The organism is Blastococcus sp. SYSU DS0617, assembly GCF_054051075.1.
The window spans coordinates 22,702-38,222 of the sequence record NZ_JBJHAO010000023.1; the positions used below are offsets into that span (position 1 = coordinate 22,702).

The window sequence follows — 15,521 nt, forward strand, 5'->3', positions numbered from 1 at the left end:
CGATGCGCACAACGCCGCGGGGCGGCCCCGAGGTGGCCGCGACGAGGCCCCGCCCGGCCGGCGTCCCCGCGTGCCCGCAGTCGTGCGGTGGGGTGCCGCGACAGGTCGTCGCGCCGTGACCACGTGTCGCGGACGGCGCGGCGGCCCGGGCGTGTCCCGCCCGGGCCGCCGTGTCGAGCGAGGGCCTACTCCGCGATCCAGACGTGGCCCCACATGGCGGTCGCACCCGGGACGCCGTTGCCTGGGGTGCCGTCGGGGAACTCCCAGCCGCCGACGTTCTTGACCTCTTCCTGCACCGCGATGTCGGTGAGCGTGTAGCCGGTGTAGACGTTCGGCACGTTCTCCGCGAGGTGCAGGCTGATCTCCTCGACCGCGTCCTGGCGCTCCGCCAGGTCCGTGGTGGTGCGCAGGATCTCCAGGTTCTCGTCGATCTCCGGGCTGGTGTAGCCGGTGAAGTTCAGCGGGCCCGGGGTGAACGCCTGGCTCAGCACGACATAGGGGTCGGTCTCGGCGCCGACCCGCCAGCACGCCACGTCGTAGTCCTTCGCGATGCCGTTCTGGATGTGGGCGGCCTGCTCGACCGTGTTGAGCTCGACGTCGATGCCCAGGGTGCTCCAGAAGGACTGGTAGAGCTGGGAGAGCTCGTTGAGGCTGGGGTCGGGCGGGCAGTTGTAGGTGAAGGAGAGGTCGGTCCCCACCGGCTGGCCGTCGGAGCGCTCCGGGTCGTTGATGTACTCGTCGTAGAGCTCCTGCGCCCGCTCCGGGTCGTAGGAGGGGAACGCCTCCGCCGCGGCCTCGGAGTAGAAGGGGCTGTCCGGGCTGAAGTACTGGGTCGCGTCCGGGGTCAGCCCGGTGCCGCCGATGATGTCGATGAGGGCCTCCTGGTCCATGCCGTACGCCAGGGCCTGGCGTACCCGCACGTCGTCGAAGGGCGCCTTGGTGGTGTTGAAGATCGAACCGCCGCTGTTGTTGCCGAGGTACTCGTAGTTGTCCACGCCGTCGAGTTCACGGGCCCGGGCGATGGTGCCCTGCCGCAGGGTCTGCATGGCCTGGATGTCACCGCTCTGCAGGCTGGCCAGGCGGGTGTCCTCGTCGGGGATCGGCCGGAAGGTGATCTCGTCGAGGTAGGGCAGGCCGTCCTGCCAGTAGTCCTCGTTCTTCTCGACCACCAGGTTGCTGTCGCGCTGCCAGCTGACGAACTTGAACGGACCCGTGCCGACCGGGTTGGCGCCCGCGTCGGGGCCGAACTCGGCCGCGGCGGTCGGCGAGAACGGCCAACCCGGCGAGCCGGTCAGGAGGTCGGGGAAGGCGGCGTTGGGCTCCTCCAGCACGTACGTCACGGTGAGGTCGTCCACGACCTCCACGGAGGCGCCCGCGAGCGTGGCCACCACGTTCGACGTCGGGATGGTGAGGTACTCGTCCCAGATCGTCTTCAGCGCCTGCGCGTTCAGCGGCGTGCCGTCGTGGAACTGGATGTCCGGCCGGAGCGTGAGCGTCCACTCGGTGAGGTCGTCGTTGGGCTCGATCGACTCGGCCAGGTACGGCTTGAGCTCGCCGTCCTCCGTGCGCTTGATCAGCGGGTCGTAGAGGGCGTAGGCCACCGTGATGCCCGGATTGTTGAAGGAGCCCTCGCCGGGCAGCCAGCTGTTGGTCTCCGCCTCCAGGCCGACCTCGAGGGTCCCGCCGGTGACCGGCTCCCCCTGCTCGGAGATGCCGTCCGGATCCCCCGCCTGAGGCGAACCGCCGCCGCCGTCGCCACCGTCGCCACCCCCGCAGGCGGCGGTGCCGAGCAGGACAGCTGCCAGACCGGCGGCCGCCAGCGGACGACGCCACGGCCCTCTCGTCACGCGCGGACGTCCTCGCATGTGATCACTCCTCCACACAGTTGCCTGCCGACACGACGACGTGCCGGGGACCGGCACCTCGAGGTGCGCGCCCACAGCGCGCTGGTGGAGTCTGGACCAGATCGTGACCCGCGTCACCAATCGTTGCCGTGCTGTGACACAGCAGGCCGGCTCGCTGATCCGTGCGGCCGGGTGCGGGAACGACAGCGGCCCGAGCGATCTCTCGCTCGGGCCGCTGCGTGGAGCTACCCGGTCAGTGGTTCACCGGGCCGGTGGTGCACAGGTCAGTCGGTGACCCAGACGTGGCCCCACATGATCTGCGCGTTGTTGGCGCCGTTGCCCTCGGTGCCGTCCGGGAAGGTCCAGCCGTCCAGGTTCTTCACCGCGTCACGGGTGGCCATGACGGTCAGCGTGCCCGCGGAGAAGGTGTTCGGGACGTTCTCGTTCAGGACCTCGCCGATGGCCTCGACGGCCGCCTTGCGCTCCTCGATGTCGGTGGTCGTCTTGAGCACCTCGAGCTGCGCGTCGATCTCGGGCGACTGGAACGCGGTCATGTTCAGCGGGTTCGGCTGGAAGGCCTGGCTGAACACGATGTAGGGGTCGCGGTCCGCGCCGACACGGGTGCAGCCGGCCTCGTAGTCGCGGGCGAGCATGTCCTGGATCCAGGCGGCCTGCTCGGTCTGCTCGAGCTCGACCTCCGCACCCAGCGCACCGAAGAACGCCTGGTAGAGCTGGGACAGCTCGTTGAGGCTGGGGTCCGGCGGGCACTGGAAGGTGAACGAGATGGGCTCGCCCACCGCCTTGCCGTCGGAGCGCTCCGGGTCGTTGACGTAGTCGTCGTAGAGCTCCTGGGCCTTCTCCACGTCGTACGCCGGGTAGCTCTCCTCGAGGGCCTCCGAGTAGTACGGGCTGTCCTCGCTGAAGAACTGCGTCTGCGGCTCCGTGACACCGGATCCGCCGAGGACCTCGATGAGGGCCTCCTGGTCCATCGCGTGGGCCATGGCCTGACGCACCCGGACGTCGTCGAACGGCGGCCGGCTGACGTTCATCGTCATGCCGCCGGAGTTGCTGCCCAGGTGCTCGTAATTGCTGATCCCGTCGAGGTCACGGGCACGGATGACGGTGCCCTGCCGCAGCGACTGCATGACGTCGATGTCACCGCTCTGCAGGCTGGACAGGCGGGTGTCCTCGTCGGGGATCGGCCGGAAGGTGATCTCGTCCAGGTACGGCAGACCCTCCTGCCAGTACTCCTCGTTCTTCTCGACCACGAGGTTGCTGTCGCGCTGCCAGCTCACGAACCGGAACGGCCCGGTGCCCACCGGCTCCGAGCCGGCGTCCTCCCCGGCGGCCGCGGCGGCGGTCGGCGAGAACGGCCAGCCGGCCGCGAGCACCAGGTTGTCCGGGAAGGCGGCGTTGGTCTCGGCCAGCCGGTAGACGACGGTCAGGTCGTCGACGACGTCGAGGGAGGTGACCTCGGCCAGCGTCGCGGCCAGGTTCGACCCCGGGGCGGTGAGGTACTCGTCGAAGATCGTCTTCAGCGCCTGGGCGTTCAGCGGGGTGCCGTCGTGGAAGGTGACGCCCGGGCGGAGCTTCAGCGTCCACTCCGTGAGGTCCTCGTTGGGCTCCATCGACTCGGCCAGGTAGGGCTTGAGCTCCCCGTCCTCGGTCCGCTGCATCAGCGGGTCGTAGATCGAGAAGGCGACGTTCACGCCGGGCTGGTTGAACGTGCCCTCGCCGGGCAGCCAGCTGTTCGTCTCGGCCTCCAGGCCGACCGTGATCGATCCGCCGGTGACCGGGTCACCGGCTTCGCCGACGTCGCTGACGGCGCCGGCCTCGGCGTCCCCGCTCCCGTCGTCCCCGCTGCCGCAGGCGGCGCTGCCCAGCAGGAGACCCGCGAGGCCCACGGACACGAGGGCTCGCTTCCACGGGCCCCTCATCGGGCGCCGGTGTTGTTGCATGTCTGAACTCCTCGACCAGTTGCTTGTGCCACTCCGACGGCGTGCCTGGGCAGGCGCGTCGGGGTGCGGGCGCACGGAGCGCTTGGTCGGAGTCTCCCCCGCAAGTGTGCGGAGAGTCATTGGGCGCCTCGCCATGGTTACCGAGGGTGAGACCCGGCGGTCCGCACAGCGGGGGTGCTGTGCTAGACCGGCGCGCACGGCACGGCGGCCCGGGCGAGGATCCGCCCGGGCCGCCGCGTGGTGCGGGGTACTACTCGGCCAGCCAGACGTGGCCCCACATCGCGGTGCCGTCAGGAGTGCCGTTGCCCTCGGAGCCGTTCGGGAACACCCAGCCGTCGACGTTCTTCACGGCCTCGTCCACCGCGATGACGGTCAGCGTGCCGCCGGTGAACGTGACCGGCACGTTCTCGGCCAGCACCAGGCTGATCTCCTCGGCCGCCGCCTTGCGCTCCGCCACGTCCGTGCTCTCCCGCATGACCGCCAGGTTCTCGTCGATCACCGGGTGGGTGAACTCCGTCACGTTGGGCACGCCGGGGGTGAAGGAGCGCTGGAAGACGTAGTACGGATCCCGGGCGGCACCGTGCCGGGTGCAGCCGGCGTCGTAGTCCCGGGCGACGACCTGCTGGGTGTAGGCCGCCTGCTCCACCGCCTCGAGCTCGACCTCCATGCCGAGCGCGGTCCAGAACGACTGGTAGAGCTGGGACAGCTCGTTGAGGCTGGGGTCGGGCGGGCACGTGTACGTGAAGGAGATGGGCTCGCCCACCGCCTTGCCGTCGGAGCGCTCGGGGTCGTTGATGTACTCGTCGTACAGCTCCTGCGCCTGCTCGGGGTCGTTCGACGGCCACGCCTCGGCCGCCTCCTCCGACCAGAACGGGTCGTCGGGGCCGAAGAACTGGGTGGACGGCGGGGTGAGCCCGCTACCGCCCAGGACCTCGATCAGCGCCTCCTGGTCCAGCGCCAGCGCGAGCGCCTTGCGCACGCGCAGGTCGTCGAAGGGGGGCCGGGCGGTGTTGAAGTTCGATCCGCCGCTGTTGTTGCCGAGGAACTCGTAGTTGTCCACGCCCTCGACGTCCCGGGCGCGGTCCACGGTGCTCTGCCGCAGGGACTGCATGGCGTCGATGTCACCGCTCTGCAGGCTGGACAGGCGGGTGTCCTCGTCAGGGATCGGCCGGAAGGTGATCCGGTCCAGGTGCGGGAGCCCCTCCTGCCAGTAGTCCTCGTACTTCTCGACGACCAGCGCGTTGTCCCGCTGCCAGCTGACGAACTCGAACGGGCCGGTGCCGACCGGGTTGGAGCCGGCGTCGTCACCGGCCGCGGCCGCGGCCGTGGGCGAGAAGGGCCAACCGGCCGGGTCGCTGAGCAGGTCGGGGAAGGCCGCGTTGGGCGCCTTCAGGTTGTACGTGACGGTGAGGTCGTCCACGACCTCCATCGACGTCACCTCGGCCAGGTTCGCCGCCAGGTTGGAGCCCGGCGCCACGAGGTACTCGTCCCAGATCGTCTTCAGCGCCTGCGCGTTCAGCGGCGTCCCGTCGTGGAACGTGACGTCCGGGCGAAGCGTCAGCGTCCACTGGGTGAGGTCCTCGTTCGGCTCCATCGACTCGGCCAGGTACGGCTGGACGTCACCGTCGGGCGTCCGCTTCATCAGCGGGTCGTAGATGGCGTACGCGACGTTGTACCCGGGGTTGCCGAAGTTGGCCGTTCCCGGCAGCCAGCTGTTCGTCTCGGCCTCCAGGCCCACGGTGATCTCGCCGCCGTCGACGGGCTCGCCCTGGTCGGAGACGTCGACGACCGCGCCGGCTCCCCCGTCGGCCGACCCGCCGCCCCCGCCGTCCCCGTCCCCGTCGTCGGAACCACAGGCCGCCGTCGCCACCAGCAGGCCCACGATCCCTGCGGAGGCGAGGGCGCGGCCCGACCGGCGCCACCGTCCCCGCTGCGTCTGTACGCGCATTGTCCACCCCTCGACGTTGCTCACCAGCAGGGACGGCGGCCCGCGATCGGCCACTCCCCTGTTGTCCGCGCGCTGCTCGCGCTGGAGGGAGTGTCCTCCCTCACAGTGATCGACGTCACTAGCCGTCATGCCACTGTGACGAGGGGTCCGGCTATGCGCACCGCACAACGCGCGCCCGAGCGCGGGTCCCTGGGTCGTCGGTCAGGAGCTGCCGGCGTCGCCCAGGACGGAGGGTTCGAGCAGCCGCAGTGCCTCGACCGCGACGAACAGCCGCGCCACGCTCCGCGGGTCCTCCAGGGACTGACCGCTGAGCTGCTCGAGCCTGGCCAGCCGGTTGCGGACGGTGTTGCGGTGGCAGAAGAGGAGGCGGCCGGTCTCGGTGGAGTTGCCGTTGGTGGCCAGCCAGGTGGCGAGCGTCGCCAGCAGGGTCTGCTGCTCCGCGTCCGGCAGTTCCATGACCGCGCCGAGCAGGAGCCGGGAGACCTCGGTCGAGGTCTCGACCGAGGAGGCCAGCAGCGCCGCGACCGGGTCGTCGTCGATCGCGGTCACGCCCACCGCCCCGGCCGGCAGGCAGCGGCGGGCCACCATCGCCCGGGCCATGGCGACCGAGCTGTGCAGGGCGTCGGAGTAGGAACGGCTCAGCCCGACCCGGCCCGTTGCCAGGGTGCCCAGCAGCTCGCGGATCGAGGTGACGGTGCGCCACTCGCCGATCGCGACGATGCCGACGGTGCCGTCCGCGGTGGTGCGCCAGGCCGAACGGACACCGTGCCCGGCCAGGAACTCCTCGACGCCGGGGAGTGCGGGGCGGCCGGCAGCGTCCTGTTCGGCCGAGACCGCGACGTAGGGCCCCTCCTCGGGCAGGCCCAGCCGGGTCAGGCTGCCGCCCAGGCGCGACCACTCCCCCAGCCGCCCGTCGACCAGTGCGTCGAGCAGGAGCCGGCGACGCTCGCGGTCGGCGTCGGTGAGCGCGGTGAGCCCCGCGTCGTACCCGTCGGCCACCGCCCTGGACTGCTCGTCGAGCACCGCCCAGAACCCGGCGGACTGCTGCAGGAACGCCGCCATCTCCTCGGGGGCCCGCGTGGCCGCCCGCTCGGCGAGCTCCCGCCACACCACCGACGCCGCCGTCCGCACTCCGCGCAGGACGACCGCCAGCGGGACGTGCTGCTCCGCCCGGCGCCGGCCGAGGACGGTCATGCCGGCGCTGCCGGGAGGCGTGTTCTCCTGCTCGCCGGAGAGGCGAGCCAGCGTGGCCTCGAGCTGGGCGCTCACCTCACCGGTCAGCACGGTGGCGTCGAGCCGCCGACACACCGGCTCCTCCGCGCGCAGCCGGTCGACCACCTCGCGGGCGAGCGCGGCCACGTCGCCGTCGAGCAGCTCCCGGGCCATCGCGGCCAGCACCGGTGGAGCGGAGTCGTCGCCGGGACGCCAGGGCGCGCACGACCGCGCCCGGTCGATCTCGAGCGGCTCGTGCACTGCGCCTCCGGAGGTGTGGCGCCCGGCGGACGGGCGCGCGGCACGACGATGGATGTCCGAGTGTTCCCCGGCGTCGGCCCGTGCGCCGCGACGGGCGACGGGCGACGGGCGACGATTAGTTAGAGCCTTGCACTTTTCCAGGGGAGCACTAGGTTCGGGAGACCCGAGCGCCCGAAGGAGTGCGTATGGCCACCGAGACCACAACGGCCGAACAGCTGGACACCACCGCCCAGGTTCGTCAGGCCGTCAAGGCTTTCATCGACGAGCACTGGGACCCGTCGGTGTCCCTCAAGACCTGGCTCGAGCGCCTGGCGGACTCCGGCTGGGCGGTGCCGCAGTGGCCCGCGCAGTGGTTCGGCAAGGGCCTGACCAACGACCTGGCCGCGACCGCCTACGACGAGTTCAAGAAGATCGGTGCCCCGGGGCCGCCGGCGGGCCTGTCGCGGATGCTCGCGGCGCCGACGATCATCTCGCACGGCACCGACGAGCAGCGCTCCCAGTACATCCGGCGGATCCTCGTGGGTGAGGACGCCTGGTGCCAGCTGTTCAGCGAGCCCGGCGCCGGTTCCGACCTCGCCGCGCTGCAGACGCGGGCCGAGCTGGACGGCGACGAGTACGTCGTCAACGGCCAGAAGGTCTGGACGTCGGGCGCCATGGGCTCCGACGTGGGCATGCTCATCGCGCGGACCGACCCCGACGCCGTCAAGCATGCCGGGATCACGTACTTCGCGATCGAGATGGACCAGCCGGGCATCGAGGTGCGGCCGCTGCGGCAGATCACCGGCGAGGCGCACTTCGCCGAGGTCTTCCTCACCGACGCCCGCGTGAGCGCCGACAACATCATCGGCGGCCTCAACAACGGGTGGAACGTCGCCCGCACGACGCTGGCCAACGAGCGCGTCGGCCTGGGCGGTGGCGGCTCCCTCGGGTTCCCGCTGTCGGCACCGGGCGGTCGCCGGTCGGCGGAGCTCCTCGAGCAGTCCGTCGGGGAGTACATCGAGTCCGTCAAGCGCCAGGCGACCGGTGGTCGCGTGCCGGCCATGATGATGGTCCGCAACGGCGAGGCCCTCGCCAAGATGGCCAAGAGCATGGGCCGCGACCAGGACCCGTCCGTGCGCCAGGGCATCGCCCGGGTGCACGCGCTCACCTCGCTCAACCGCTGGAACACGCTGCGTGCGCGTGCGGCGGTGGAGGCAGGTGGCCGCCCCGGGCCGGAGGCGTCGCTGGGCAAGCTGATGGTCTCGCGCATCACCCGGATGTCCCGCGACGTCGGCATGGAGATCGCCGGCCCGTCGGGCATGCTCGCCGGCGAGGACGGTCCGCTGAACGGCGCGCTGGCCCTCCAGTTCCTCGGCGCTCCCGCTCCGTCGATCTACGGCGGGTCCGACGAGGTGCAGCACAACATCATCGGCGAGCGGGTGCTCGGCCTCCCCCGCGAGCCCGACGCGTCCAAGGACGTGCCGTTCCGCTCGCTGCGCACGGGCACGCAGTCGCAGTAGGCACCGCGCACCGCTTCGGAGACCCGTGGCCCGCCCCGAGAGGGCGGACCACGGGTCTCCGTGCGTGCGGCCCCGGGTGGGCCCGCGCGTCTCAGCCGTCGGCGTCGCTCGCGGCCTGGGCGCGACCGCCGAACACCTCGGCGGCGACCTCACGACGCACCGCGGCCAGCCACGCGTGCTGGTCGTCGGCCTGCTGGATCAGCCGCTCGACCAGTTCGGCGTCGACCCGCCCGTCGACCTCGGCGAGCACCCGCAGGGTCTCGAACCCGGCGCGCTTGGCCAGGACGGCGGCGGCGAGGAACTCGAACTCGATCACATCGCTCAGCGGCGAGCGGGAGAACACCCGGCCGTTGAGCTTGGCGCGGGTCAGCTTCTCACCGACCCAGGTGGCCAGTTGCTTGTACTGACGGACCGGCAGGCCCAGGGCGACCATCGTCGACCGCAGGCCGGCGCGCTCCTCGCGCAGCTCGTCCAGCAGCTGCTCGAGCGGCTGCTCGAAGCGGGTACCGCGCCAGCGGCCGAGCATCCGGACGACCAGCTCGATGCCGCCGGTGGCGGCGGCGACGTGGTCGTTGCAGTAGACGCCGAGCAGTTCGGGGTGGCGCAGCGCGCCCCCGGTGGACGACTCGGACAACGGGTGCCTCCTGACGACGACGGGCTCGCGGCCATTGTCATCGCCGGGGTCCTCCCCCGCTCGGGGCGTGACCGCTCAGACGCGCAGCAGGACCACCACGCCCGCGCAGGCGGCCGCCCACAGCGCGCTGGCCAGGGTGCCGACGATGAACCGTTCCGCGGCCGCCGGCGTGCGCAGTTCGTCGAAGCGGCCCAGCCCCTTCACCGCCAGGACGACGGCCAGCCCCTCGGGCCAGCCGGCCAGCAGCGTGGCGGTCAGCGCGGCGCGTTCCAGCACACCGATCCAGGCGCCGCCACGCAGGATCTCGGGGTCCTGCGCACCGCCCCCCACGCCGACGGCCGCCGGGTCCGCGGCGTGCAGCACACCGACGGCCACGGGGCCGCCACCGGCCACGGAGGCCAGGACGGCCAGCACGACGGCGCCACCGAGGAGGCCATCCGTGGCGTCGCCGCCGGCCCAGGCGGCCCCCGCCGTGCCCGCGAGCAGCGCCACCATGCCGGCTGCCCGGACCGGTGGCGCGGGCGACCGCCCGCCGAGGGCGAGGGCCAGGCCGACGGCGCCCGTGAGGCCCAGCAGCACGAGGGCGAGGACGTTCATCCCGCCGCCCGGGCCAGCATGCGGGCCGCGGTCGGCCGGAGTTCGCGCTCCAGCTCCCACGACCCGGCCGCCAGGCGCTGACCGACCGCCTGCCGGGAGATGCCGAGCGCCGCCGCGGCCTCCGCCTGCGTCCGCCCGTCGTCGACCAGGCCGATGGCCTCCCATGCCTGGGAGCTGCGCCGCTCGTAGATCATCGCCAGCGCGCTCAGCACGGCCTGCGCGTCCTCGGCGTCCGTCTCCGCCGCCCCGCGGACCGCGATCCGCGCGGACCGCTGCTTGGCCGCGTCGACCGCTCGGCGGGCGCTGAGGAACGCCGGGCCGGCCGCGGCACGCGTGCTGGACGGCAAGGGCACCTGCACCGGTCCCGCCCCCACACCCACGCTCCAGGCGCCCTCGCGCAGCAGGTCGAGAACGACGTCGACGACGAGCTCCGGATCGTCGAGCACGCCCTGGAACTCGTCACCGGCGGTCCGCTCGAAGGCCAGCACCGCGGGCACCGTGCCGTGGAGGCGGCGCAGCACGTCGGCGACCCGGTCAGGGGTACTGCGGCTGGCTCGCTGGTCCACCGTGAGGACGAAGGGCATCCCGCAAGGCTGACACCTTTCGGACACAGACGCAAGCCTCAGAGCTTGTCAACCACGTCCGGGGGGAAGCCGCCCGTCGCGACGGGCCCCCATCCGGTCACCGTGATCCGCAGCAACGACTTGCCCTGCCGGACCATGGCCGCGCGGTACTCGTCCCAGTCGGGGTGCTCGCCACTGATGGCCCGGTAGTAGTCGACCAGCGGCTCGAGCGCCTCGGGCAGGTCGAGCACCTCGGCCTCGCCGTCGACCTGGACCCAGGGACCGTCGAAGTCGTCCGACAGCACGCACAGCGACACCGACGACGTCCGTCGGGCGTTGGTGACCTTCGCCCGCTGCGGATAGGTGGAGACCACGATGCGCCCCTCGCCGTCCACCCCGCAGGTGACCGGCGAGAGCTGCACGCCCTCGGTACGGCGACGGGTGACCAGCACCGCCTTGTGGCGCGGTCGGAGGAACTCCAGGAGGGCAGCGCGGTCGACACGGTCGGCGGTGGCGGTCCTCGGCATGCCCTGACGCTACGACGTGGGTGTGACGATCGCCGTCCGGCCGGTCGGACCGCGCCCCGTGTGCTGAGATCACCACCATGAAGTTCCGCCTGCCCGGTCGCAGCACGCCCGCGCCGAACGCGACCACCGACGACGCCGGAACGGACGTCCCCGCGCCGGACCCCGACGAGCCCGACCAGTACGCCTCCGGGGCCGGCGTCCGGCCCGGCTCCTACGCGCCCGGCACCACCAACCTGCGCGGGCAGCGCCTGCAGCAGGCGAGCCGCGCCCTGGCCGGCGCCTCGGCCCAGCTGCTCCTGATCGTCCTGGCGCTGATCGTGGTCGGCTACGTCCTGGGCAAGTTGTGGATCGTCCTGCTCCCGGTCGTGCTGGGTCTGCTCTTCAGCACCGTGCTCTGGCCGCCGGTGCGCTTCCTCCGCAACCACGGGTGGCCCTCCGCGCTCGCCTCGATCACCGTGCTGCTGACCTTCTTCGCCGCCTTCGCCGGCATCATCACGTGGCTGGCGCCCCAGGTCGTCGACCAGGTGGAGGAGCTCGCCGACGGCGTCAGCGACGGCCTCGAGCAGCTGCAGGACTGGCTGGCCGGCCCGCCGTTCAACGTCGGCGAGGAGCAGCTCGGCACCGCCATCGAGCAGGCCACCGACTCCATCCAGGGCAACGCCCAGAACATCGCCGGCTACGCCGTCACCGGCGCCACGGCGATCGGCGGCATCCTGCTCAACCTGGTCCTGGCGCTGGTGCTGACCTTCTTCTTCCTCAAGGACGGTCCGCGCTGGGTCCCGTGGCTGGCAGCCCAGACCGGCCCGCCCGCAGCCCCGCACATCGCGGCGCTGTCCTACAAGACGTGGTCGACCCTCTCGGAGTTCATCCGACTCCAGGCCGTCGTGGGGTTCGTCGACGCGCTGTTCATCGGTCTGGGTCTGTGGGCCCTCGGCGTGCCGCTGGTGCTCCCGCTGGCCGTCCTGACCTTCTTCGGCGCCTTCATCCCCATCATCGGGGCGTTCGTGGCCGGCGGGTTCGCGGTGCTCATCGCACTGGTCGACAGCGGCCCCACCACCGCTCTCCTCGTCCTGGGCCTGATCGTCATCGTGCAGCAGATCGAGGGCAACGTGCTGCAGCCGATCCTGCAGGGCCGCGGCCTGAACCTGCACGCGGCCGTCGTCATCCTGGCCGTCACCGCGGGCAGCGGTCTCGCGGGGATCGTCGGCGCCTTCCTCGCCGTCCCGGTGGCTGCGTTGATCGCCGTCAGCTACCGCTACGCACGCGACCAGCTCGACGGGAAGTCACCGGAGGTCGACCCCGACGGGACCCGGGCCCAGGTCGTCGAGGACGAGACGGGCGCGCACCTGACCCGGGAGCAGGTGGCTCCGCCGGCGGACTCCGACGAGGAGGGGGCGACCGTCCGGAGCTGACGCCGCCCGCGTCCCGGGGAGGCGGGAATGCGGCAGGGCCCGGTGCGGCTGCACCGGTAGTGGTTTCGACGTCGACGGAGGAATGATCACGTGACCCAGCGACCCGAGGACCTCGTCGAGCTCCTCCCGGGGGCGGAGCGCTTCCTCGCCCGCGGTGCGTCGGCGGGTGAGGCCGAGCGCGGCCGGGGGCTGGTGCTCGTGCACGACATCGCCGGGAACTTCGACGCCGCCTCCGCCGGAGCACTGGCCGGCGCGCACCTGCTGGCCGGACTGCCCCACGAGGTCATCGCGCGGTTCGACGCCGATGCCCTGGTGGACTACCGGGCCCACCGGCCCCGCGTCACCTTCAGCGGGGACCGGTACGAGACCTTCCACGCCCCGGCGATCGAGCTCTACGCCGTCGAGGACGACGCGGGTGTGCCATTCCTCCTGCTGCACGGGGCGGAGCCGGACTACCAGTGGGAACGCTTCGTCGCCGCCGTCGCCCGGCTGGTCGAGCAGCTGGGCGTGACCTCGGTGGTCGCGCTGCACGCCATCCCCATGCCGGTGCCCCACACCCGCCCGGTCACGGTCACCGCGCACGCCACGCGCCGGGCCCTGATCGAGCAGTACCCGGTCTACTGGGGCGAGATGCGGATCCCCGGGAGCGTCGCGGCGCTGCTGGAGGTCCGTCTCGGCGAAGCGGGCGTCGACGCCCTCGGCGTGGCCGTGCACGTGCCGCACTACCTCGCCCAGGCCACGTACCCGGCCGCCTCCCTGACACTGCTCGAGCACCTCGAGCAGCTCACCGGCCTGCACGTGCCCGTCGAGTCGCTGCGCGAGGCCGCCGAGGTGCACCGCACCGAGGTCGACGAGCAGATCGCCCGGTCGGCGGAGAACACCGCGGTCGTCGCCGCACTCGAGCAGCAGTACGACGCCTTCACCACGGCGCGGGAGAACAGCGATCTGCTCAGCGACGAGGGCGCGGTCCCGACCGCGGAGGAGATCGGCGCGGAGTTCGAGCGGTTCCTGGCCGACCAGGACCGCAAGCACCCCCGTGGCGGCGAGTGACCCGGGCCTGACCGGGCGGGTGCACGGCCGCTTCGACGACCTGGCCACCGGCTCGGCGCTCGCCTTCCCCGGCGCGGACCGCGTGCTGGTGGCCCGCGAGCCCGCCGACGTCGTCCCCCTGCTCGCCGAGGTGGAGCGGGCGACGGCCGCCGGCGCCTGGGCCTTCGGCTACCTGGCCTACGAGGCGGCGGCCGGACTCGACCCCGGCGCGGCAGTGCCCCCGCGGGCGCCGAACGAGACGCTGCCCCTGGCGGTGTTCGGGCTCAGCGGGCAGGCCGTCGCCGTCCCGCCCGTCGCTCCCCTCCCCGGCCGGGAGCGGGACTACGCGGCGGGTCCGTGGCAGCGGGACTGGACGCCGGCGGGGTACCGGGACGCCGTCGCCGCCGTCCGGCGCTGGATCGCGGCCGGCGATGCGTACCAGGTCAACCTCACCGTCCGGATGCGGGCGAAGGTGACCGGCGACCTGGAGCAGCTGTACGCCGACCTCGCGTGCGGGCAGCGGGGCTCGTGGGCGGCGTACCTGGACATCGGCACCCACGTCGTGGCCAGCGCCAGCCCCGAGCTGTTCTTCGACTGGACCGGCGACCGCCTGCTCACCCGCCCGATGAAGGGCACCGCGCGCAGGGGCGCCACTCCCGCCGAGGACGAGGAGGCCCGCCGCACGCTCCTGGCCAGCGCCAAGGAACGTGCCGAGAACCTGATGATCGTCGACCTGCTGCGCAACGACCTCGGGCGCATCGCCGAGGTGGGCAGCGTCGAGGTCCCCGCGCTGTTCCGGGCCGAGCGGTACGAGACGGTCTGGCAGCTGACCTCCGACGTCACCGCACGGCCGCGGAGCGACGTCGGGCTGGTCGACGTGTTCCGCGCCCTGTTCCCCTCCGGCTCGGTGACCGGCGCCCCCAAGCACCGGACCATGCAGCTCATCCAGGCCCTGGAGCCCGAGCCGCGCGGGGTCTACTGCGGAACCCTCGGGGTGGTCGCTCCCCCGGGGCAGGCCTTCCGCGCACGGTTCACCGTGGCCATCCGGACGGTCACCGTCGAGCGGGCCACCGGCACCGGCGTCTACGGCACCGGCGGGGGGATCACCTGGTCCTCCGACGCCGACGCCGAGCACGCGGAGCTGCTGGCGAAGGCGGCGATCCTCGCCCGGCCGTACGAGGAGTTCGCACTCATCGAGACGATGGCCCGCCTGCCGGGGGGTGCGCTGCGGAACGTCGAGCGGCACCTGGCCCGGCTGACCGACTCCGCTGCCTGGGCCGGGTTCGCGCTCGACCCCGAGGTGGTCCGCCGGCGCCTGGTCGCGGTGACCGCGGATCCCGCGCCGGCGCGCGTGCGGCTGACCCTGCACCGCGACGGCCGGGTGGACGTCGAGGTCGGCCCGCCCCCGGTCCGGGTGGACGCACCCGTCCGGCTGGTCGTGGACCCCGACCCGGTCGACGCCGACGACGTCTGGCTGCGGCACAAGACCACCCGGCGGGCCGTCTACACCGAGCGCGCCGCCCGGTGGCCGGACGCCGACGACGTGGTGCTGACGTCTTCGCGCGGCGAGGTTACCGAGACGACGATCGCCAACCTCGCCGTCCGGCTCGACGGCCGCTGGTGGACTCCCCCGGTGTCGGCCGGCTGCCTGCCCGGCGTGGAGCGCGACCGGCTGGTCGCCGAGGGCCGGCTGCACGAGCGCCGGCTCACCCCGGCCGACCTCCTCGCGGCCGAAGGGCTGGCCGTCGTCAACTCCCTGCGCGGCTGGCGAGAGGCAGTGCTGCTCTGACCCGGGCCGCCGCGGCGAGCTGACGCCGTCCTCCCTCACCGCAGCGCGTCCTCCCACACCGCACACCGTGAGGGAGGACGCGCTGGGATCAGGTCACCTGATCGTGGCCGGGGCGGTACCGGAGGACGACAGACAGCACAGCGGGGGGGGGGGGGGGGGGGGGGGGGGGGGGGGGGGGGGGGGGGGGGGGGGGGGGGGGGGGGGGGGGGGGGTGGCGGTTGGGGGTCCCGTGGGCTCGGTGCGCTAGG

General features: G+C 72.8%; 12 protein-coding genes. 4 read left to right on the top strand and 8 right to left on the bottom strand.

Annotated elements, in window-relative coordinates:
- Positions 1-185: 185 nt before the first annotated feature.
- From ACI793_RS18485 to ACI793_RS18500, 4 genes are all read right to left on the bottom strand, one after another.
- Positions 186-1,847 (bottom strand): ABC transporter substrate-binding protein, encoded by a 1,662-nt coding sequence (locus tag ACI793_RS18485; RefSeq protein WP_456607844.1) that lies wholly within the window; start codon positions 1,845-1,847, stop codon positions 186-188.
- Positions 1,848-2,128: 281 nt separating this feature from the next.
- Positions 2,129-3,754, bottom strand: a complete 1,626-nt coding sequence (locus tag ACI793_RS18490; RefSeq protein ID WP_456607845.1) for an ABC transporter substrate-binding protein — start codon at positions 3,752-3,754, stop codon at positions 2,129-2,131.
- A 298-nt stretch (positions 3,755-4,052) separates the two neighbouring features.
- Complete coding sequence (locus tag ACI793_RS18495) at positions 4,053-5,750, bottom strand: ABC transporter substrate-binding protein (protein ID WP_456607846.1); 1,698 nt, start codon at positions 5,748-5,750, stop codon at positions 4,053-4,055.
- 201 nt (positions 5,751-5,951) lie between these two features.
- A complete protein-coding gene (locus ACI793_RS18500; RefSeq protein ID WP_456607847.1) occupies positions 5,952-7,223 on the bottom strand; it encodes a PucR family transcriptional regulator in 1,272 nt (423 codons plus the stop codon).
- A 185-nt stretch (positions 7,224-7,408) separates the two neighbouring features.
- On the opposite strand from ACI793_RS18500, the gene ACI793_RS18505 reads away from it, so the two are divergent.
- Positions 7,409-8,722 carry an acyl-CoA dehydrogenase family protein gene (locus ACI793_RS18505; RefSeq protein ID WP_456607848.1) on the top strand — a complete coding sequence of 438 codons (1,314 nt, stop codon included), beginning with the start codon at positions 7,409-7,411 and terminating at the stop codon, positions 8,720-8,722.
- A 91-nt stretch (positions 8,723-8,813) separates the two neighbouring features.
- Here the strand turns inward: ACI793_RS18505 and ACI793_RS18510 are convergent, their stop codons facing one another.
- The 4 genes from ACI793_RS18510 to ACI793_RS18525 all read right to left on the bottom strand — a co-directional run bounded on the left by ACI793_RS18510 (position 8,814) and on the right by ACI793_RS18525 (position 11,043).
- Positions 8,814-9,356, bottom strand: coding sequence for a hypothetical protein (locus ACI793_RS18510; RefSeq protein ID WP_456607849.1), 543 nt, complete (start codon positions 9,354-9,356; stop codon positions 8,814-8,816).
- 75 nt (positions 9,357-9,431) lie between these two features.
- Positions 9,432-9,953, bottom strand: coding sequence for a hypothetical protein (locus tag ACI793_RS18515; RefSeq protein WP_456607850.1), 522 nt, complete (start codon positions 9,951-9,953; stop codon positions 9,432-9,434).
- Entirely contained in the window at positions 9,950-10,537 is a 588-nt protein-coding gene (locus ACI793_RS18520; protein WP_456607851.1) for a hypothetical protein, read from the bottom strand. The genes ACI793_RS18515 and ACI793_RS18520 overlap by 4 nt, the downstream gene beginning before the upstream one ends.
- 38 nt (positions 10,538-10,575) lie before the next feature.
- The gene (locus tag ACI793_RS18525) at positions 10,576-11,043 is read right to left on the bottom strand and encodes a PPOX class F420-dependent oxidoreductase (protein WP_456607852.1); all 468 of its coding nucleotides are present in this window, start codon (positions 11,041-11,043) and stop codon (positions 10,576-10,578) included.
- Positions 11,044-11,120: 77 nt separating this feature from the next.
- On the opposite strand from ACI793_RS18525, the gene ACI793_RS18530 reads away from it, so the two are divergent.
- The 3 genes from ACI793_RS18530 to pabB all read left to right on the top strand — a co-directional run bounded on the left by ACI793_RS18530 (position 11,121) and on the right by pabB (position 15,273).
- Positions 11,121-12,455 carry an AI-2E family transporter gene (locus ACI793_RS18530; RefSeq protein WP_456607853.1) on the top strand — a complete coding sequence of 445 codons (1,335 nt, stop codon included), beginning with the start codon at positions 11,121-11,123 and terminating at the stop codon, positions 12,453-12,455.
- 90 nt (positions 12,456-12,545) lie between these two features.
- Positions 12,546-13,505 carry a proteasome assembly chaperone family protein gene (locus ACI793_RS18535; protein WP_456607854.1) on the top strand — a complete coding sequence of 320 codons (960 nt, stop codon included), beginning with the start codon at positions 12,546-12,548 and terminating at the stop codon, positions 13,503-13,505.
- Complete coding sequence (pabB, locus tag ACI793_RS18540) at positions 13,492-15,273, top strand: aminodeoxychorismate synthase component I (RefSeq protein WP_456607855.1); 1,782 nt, start codon at positions 13,492-13,494, stop codon at positions 15,271-15,273. The genes ACI793_RS18535 and pabB overlap by 14 nt, the downstream gene beginning before the upstream one ends.
- The last annotated feature ends 248 nt before the right edge of the window (positions 15,274-15,521 follow it).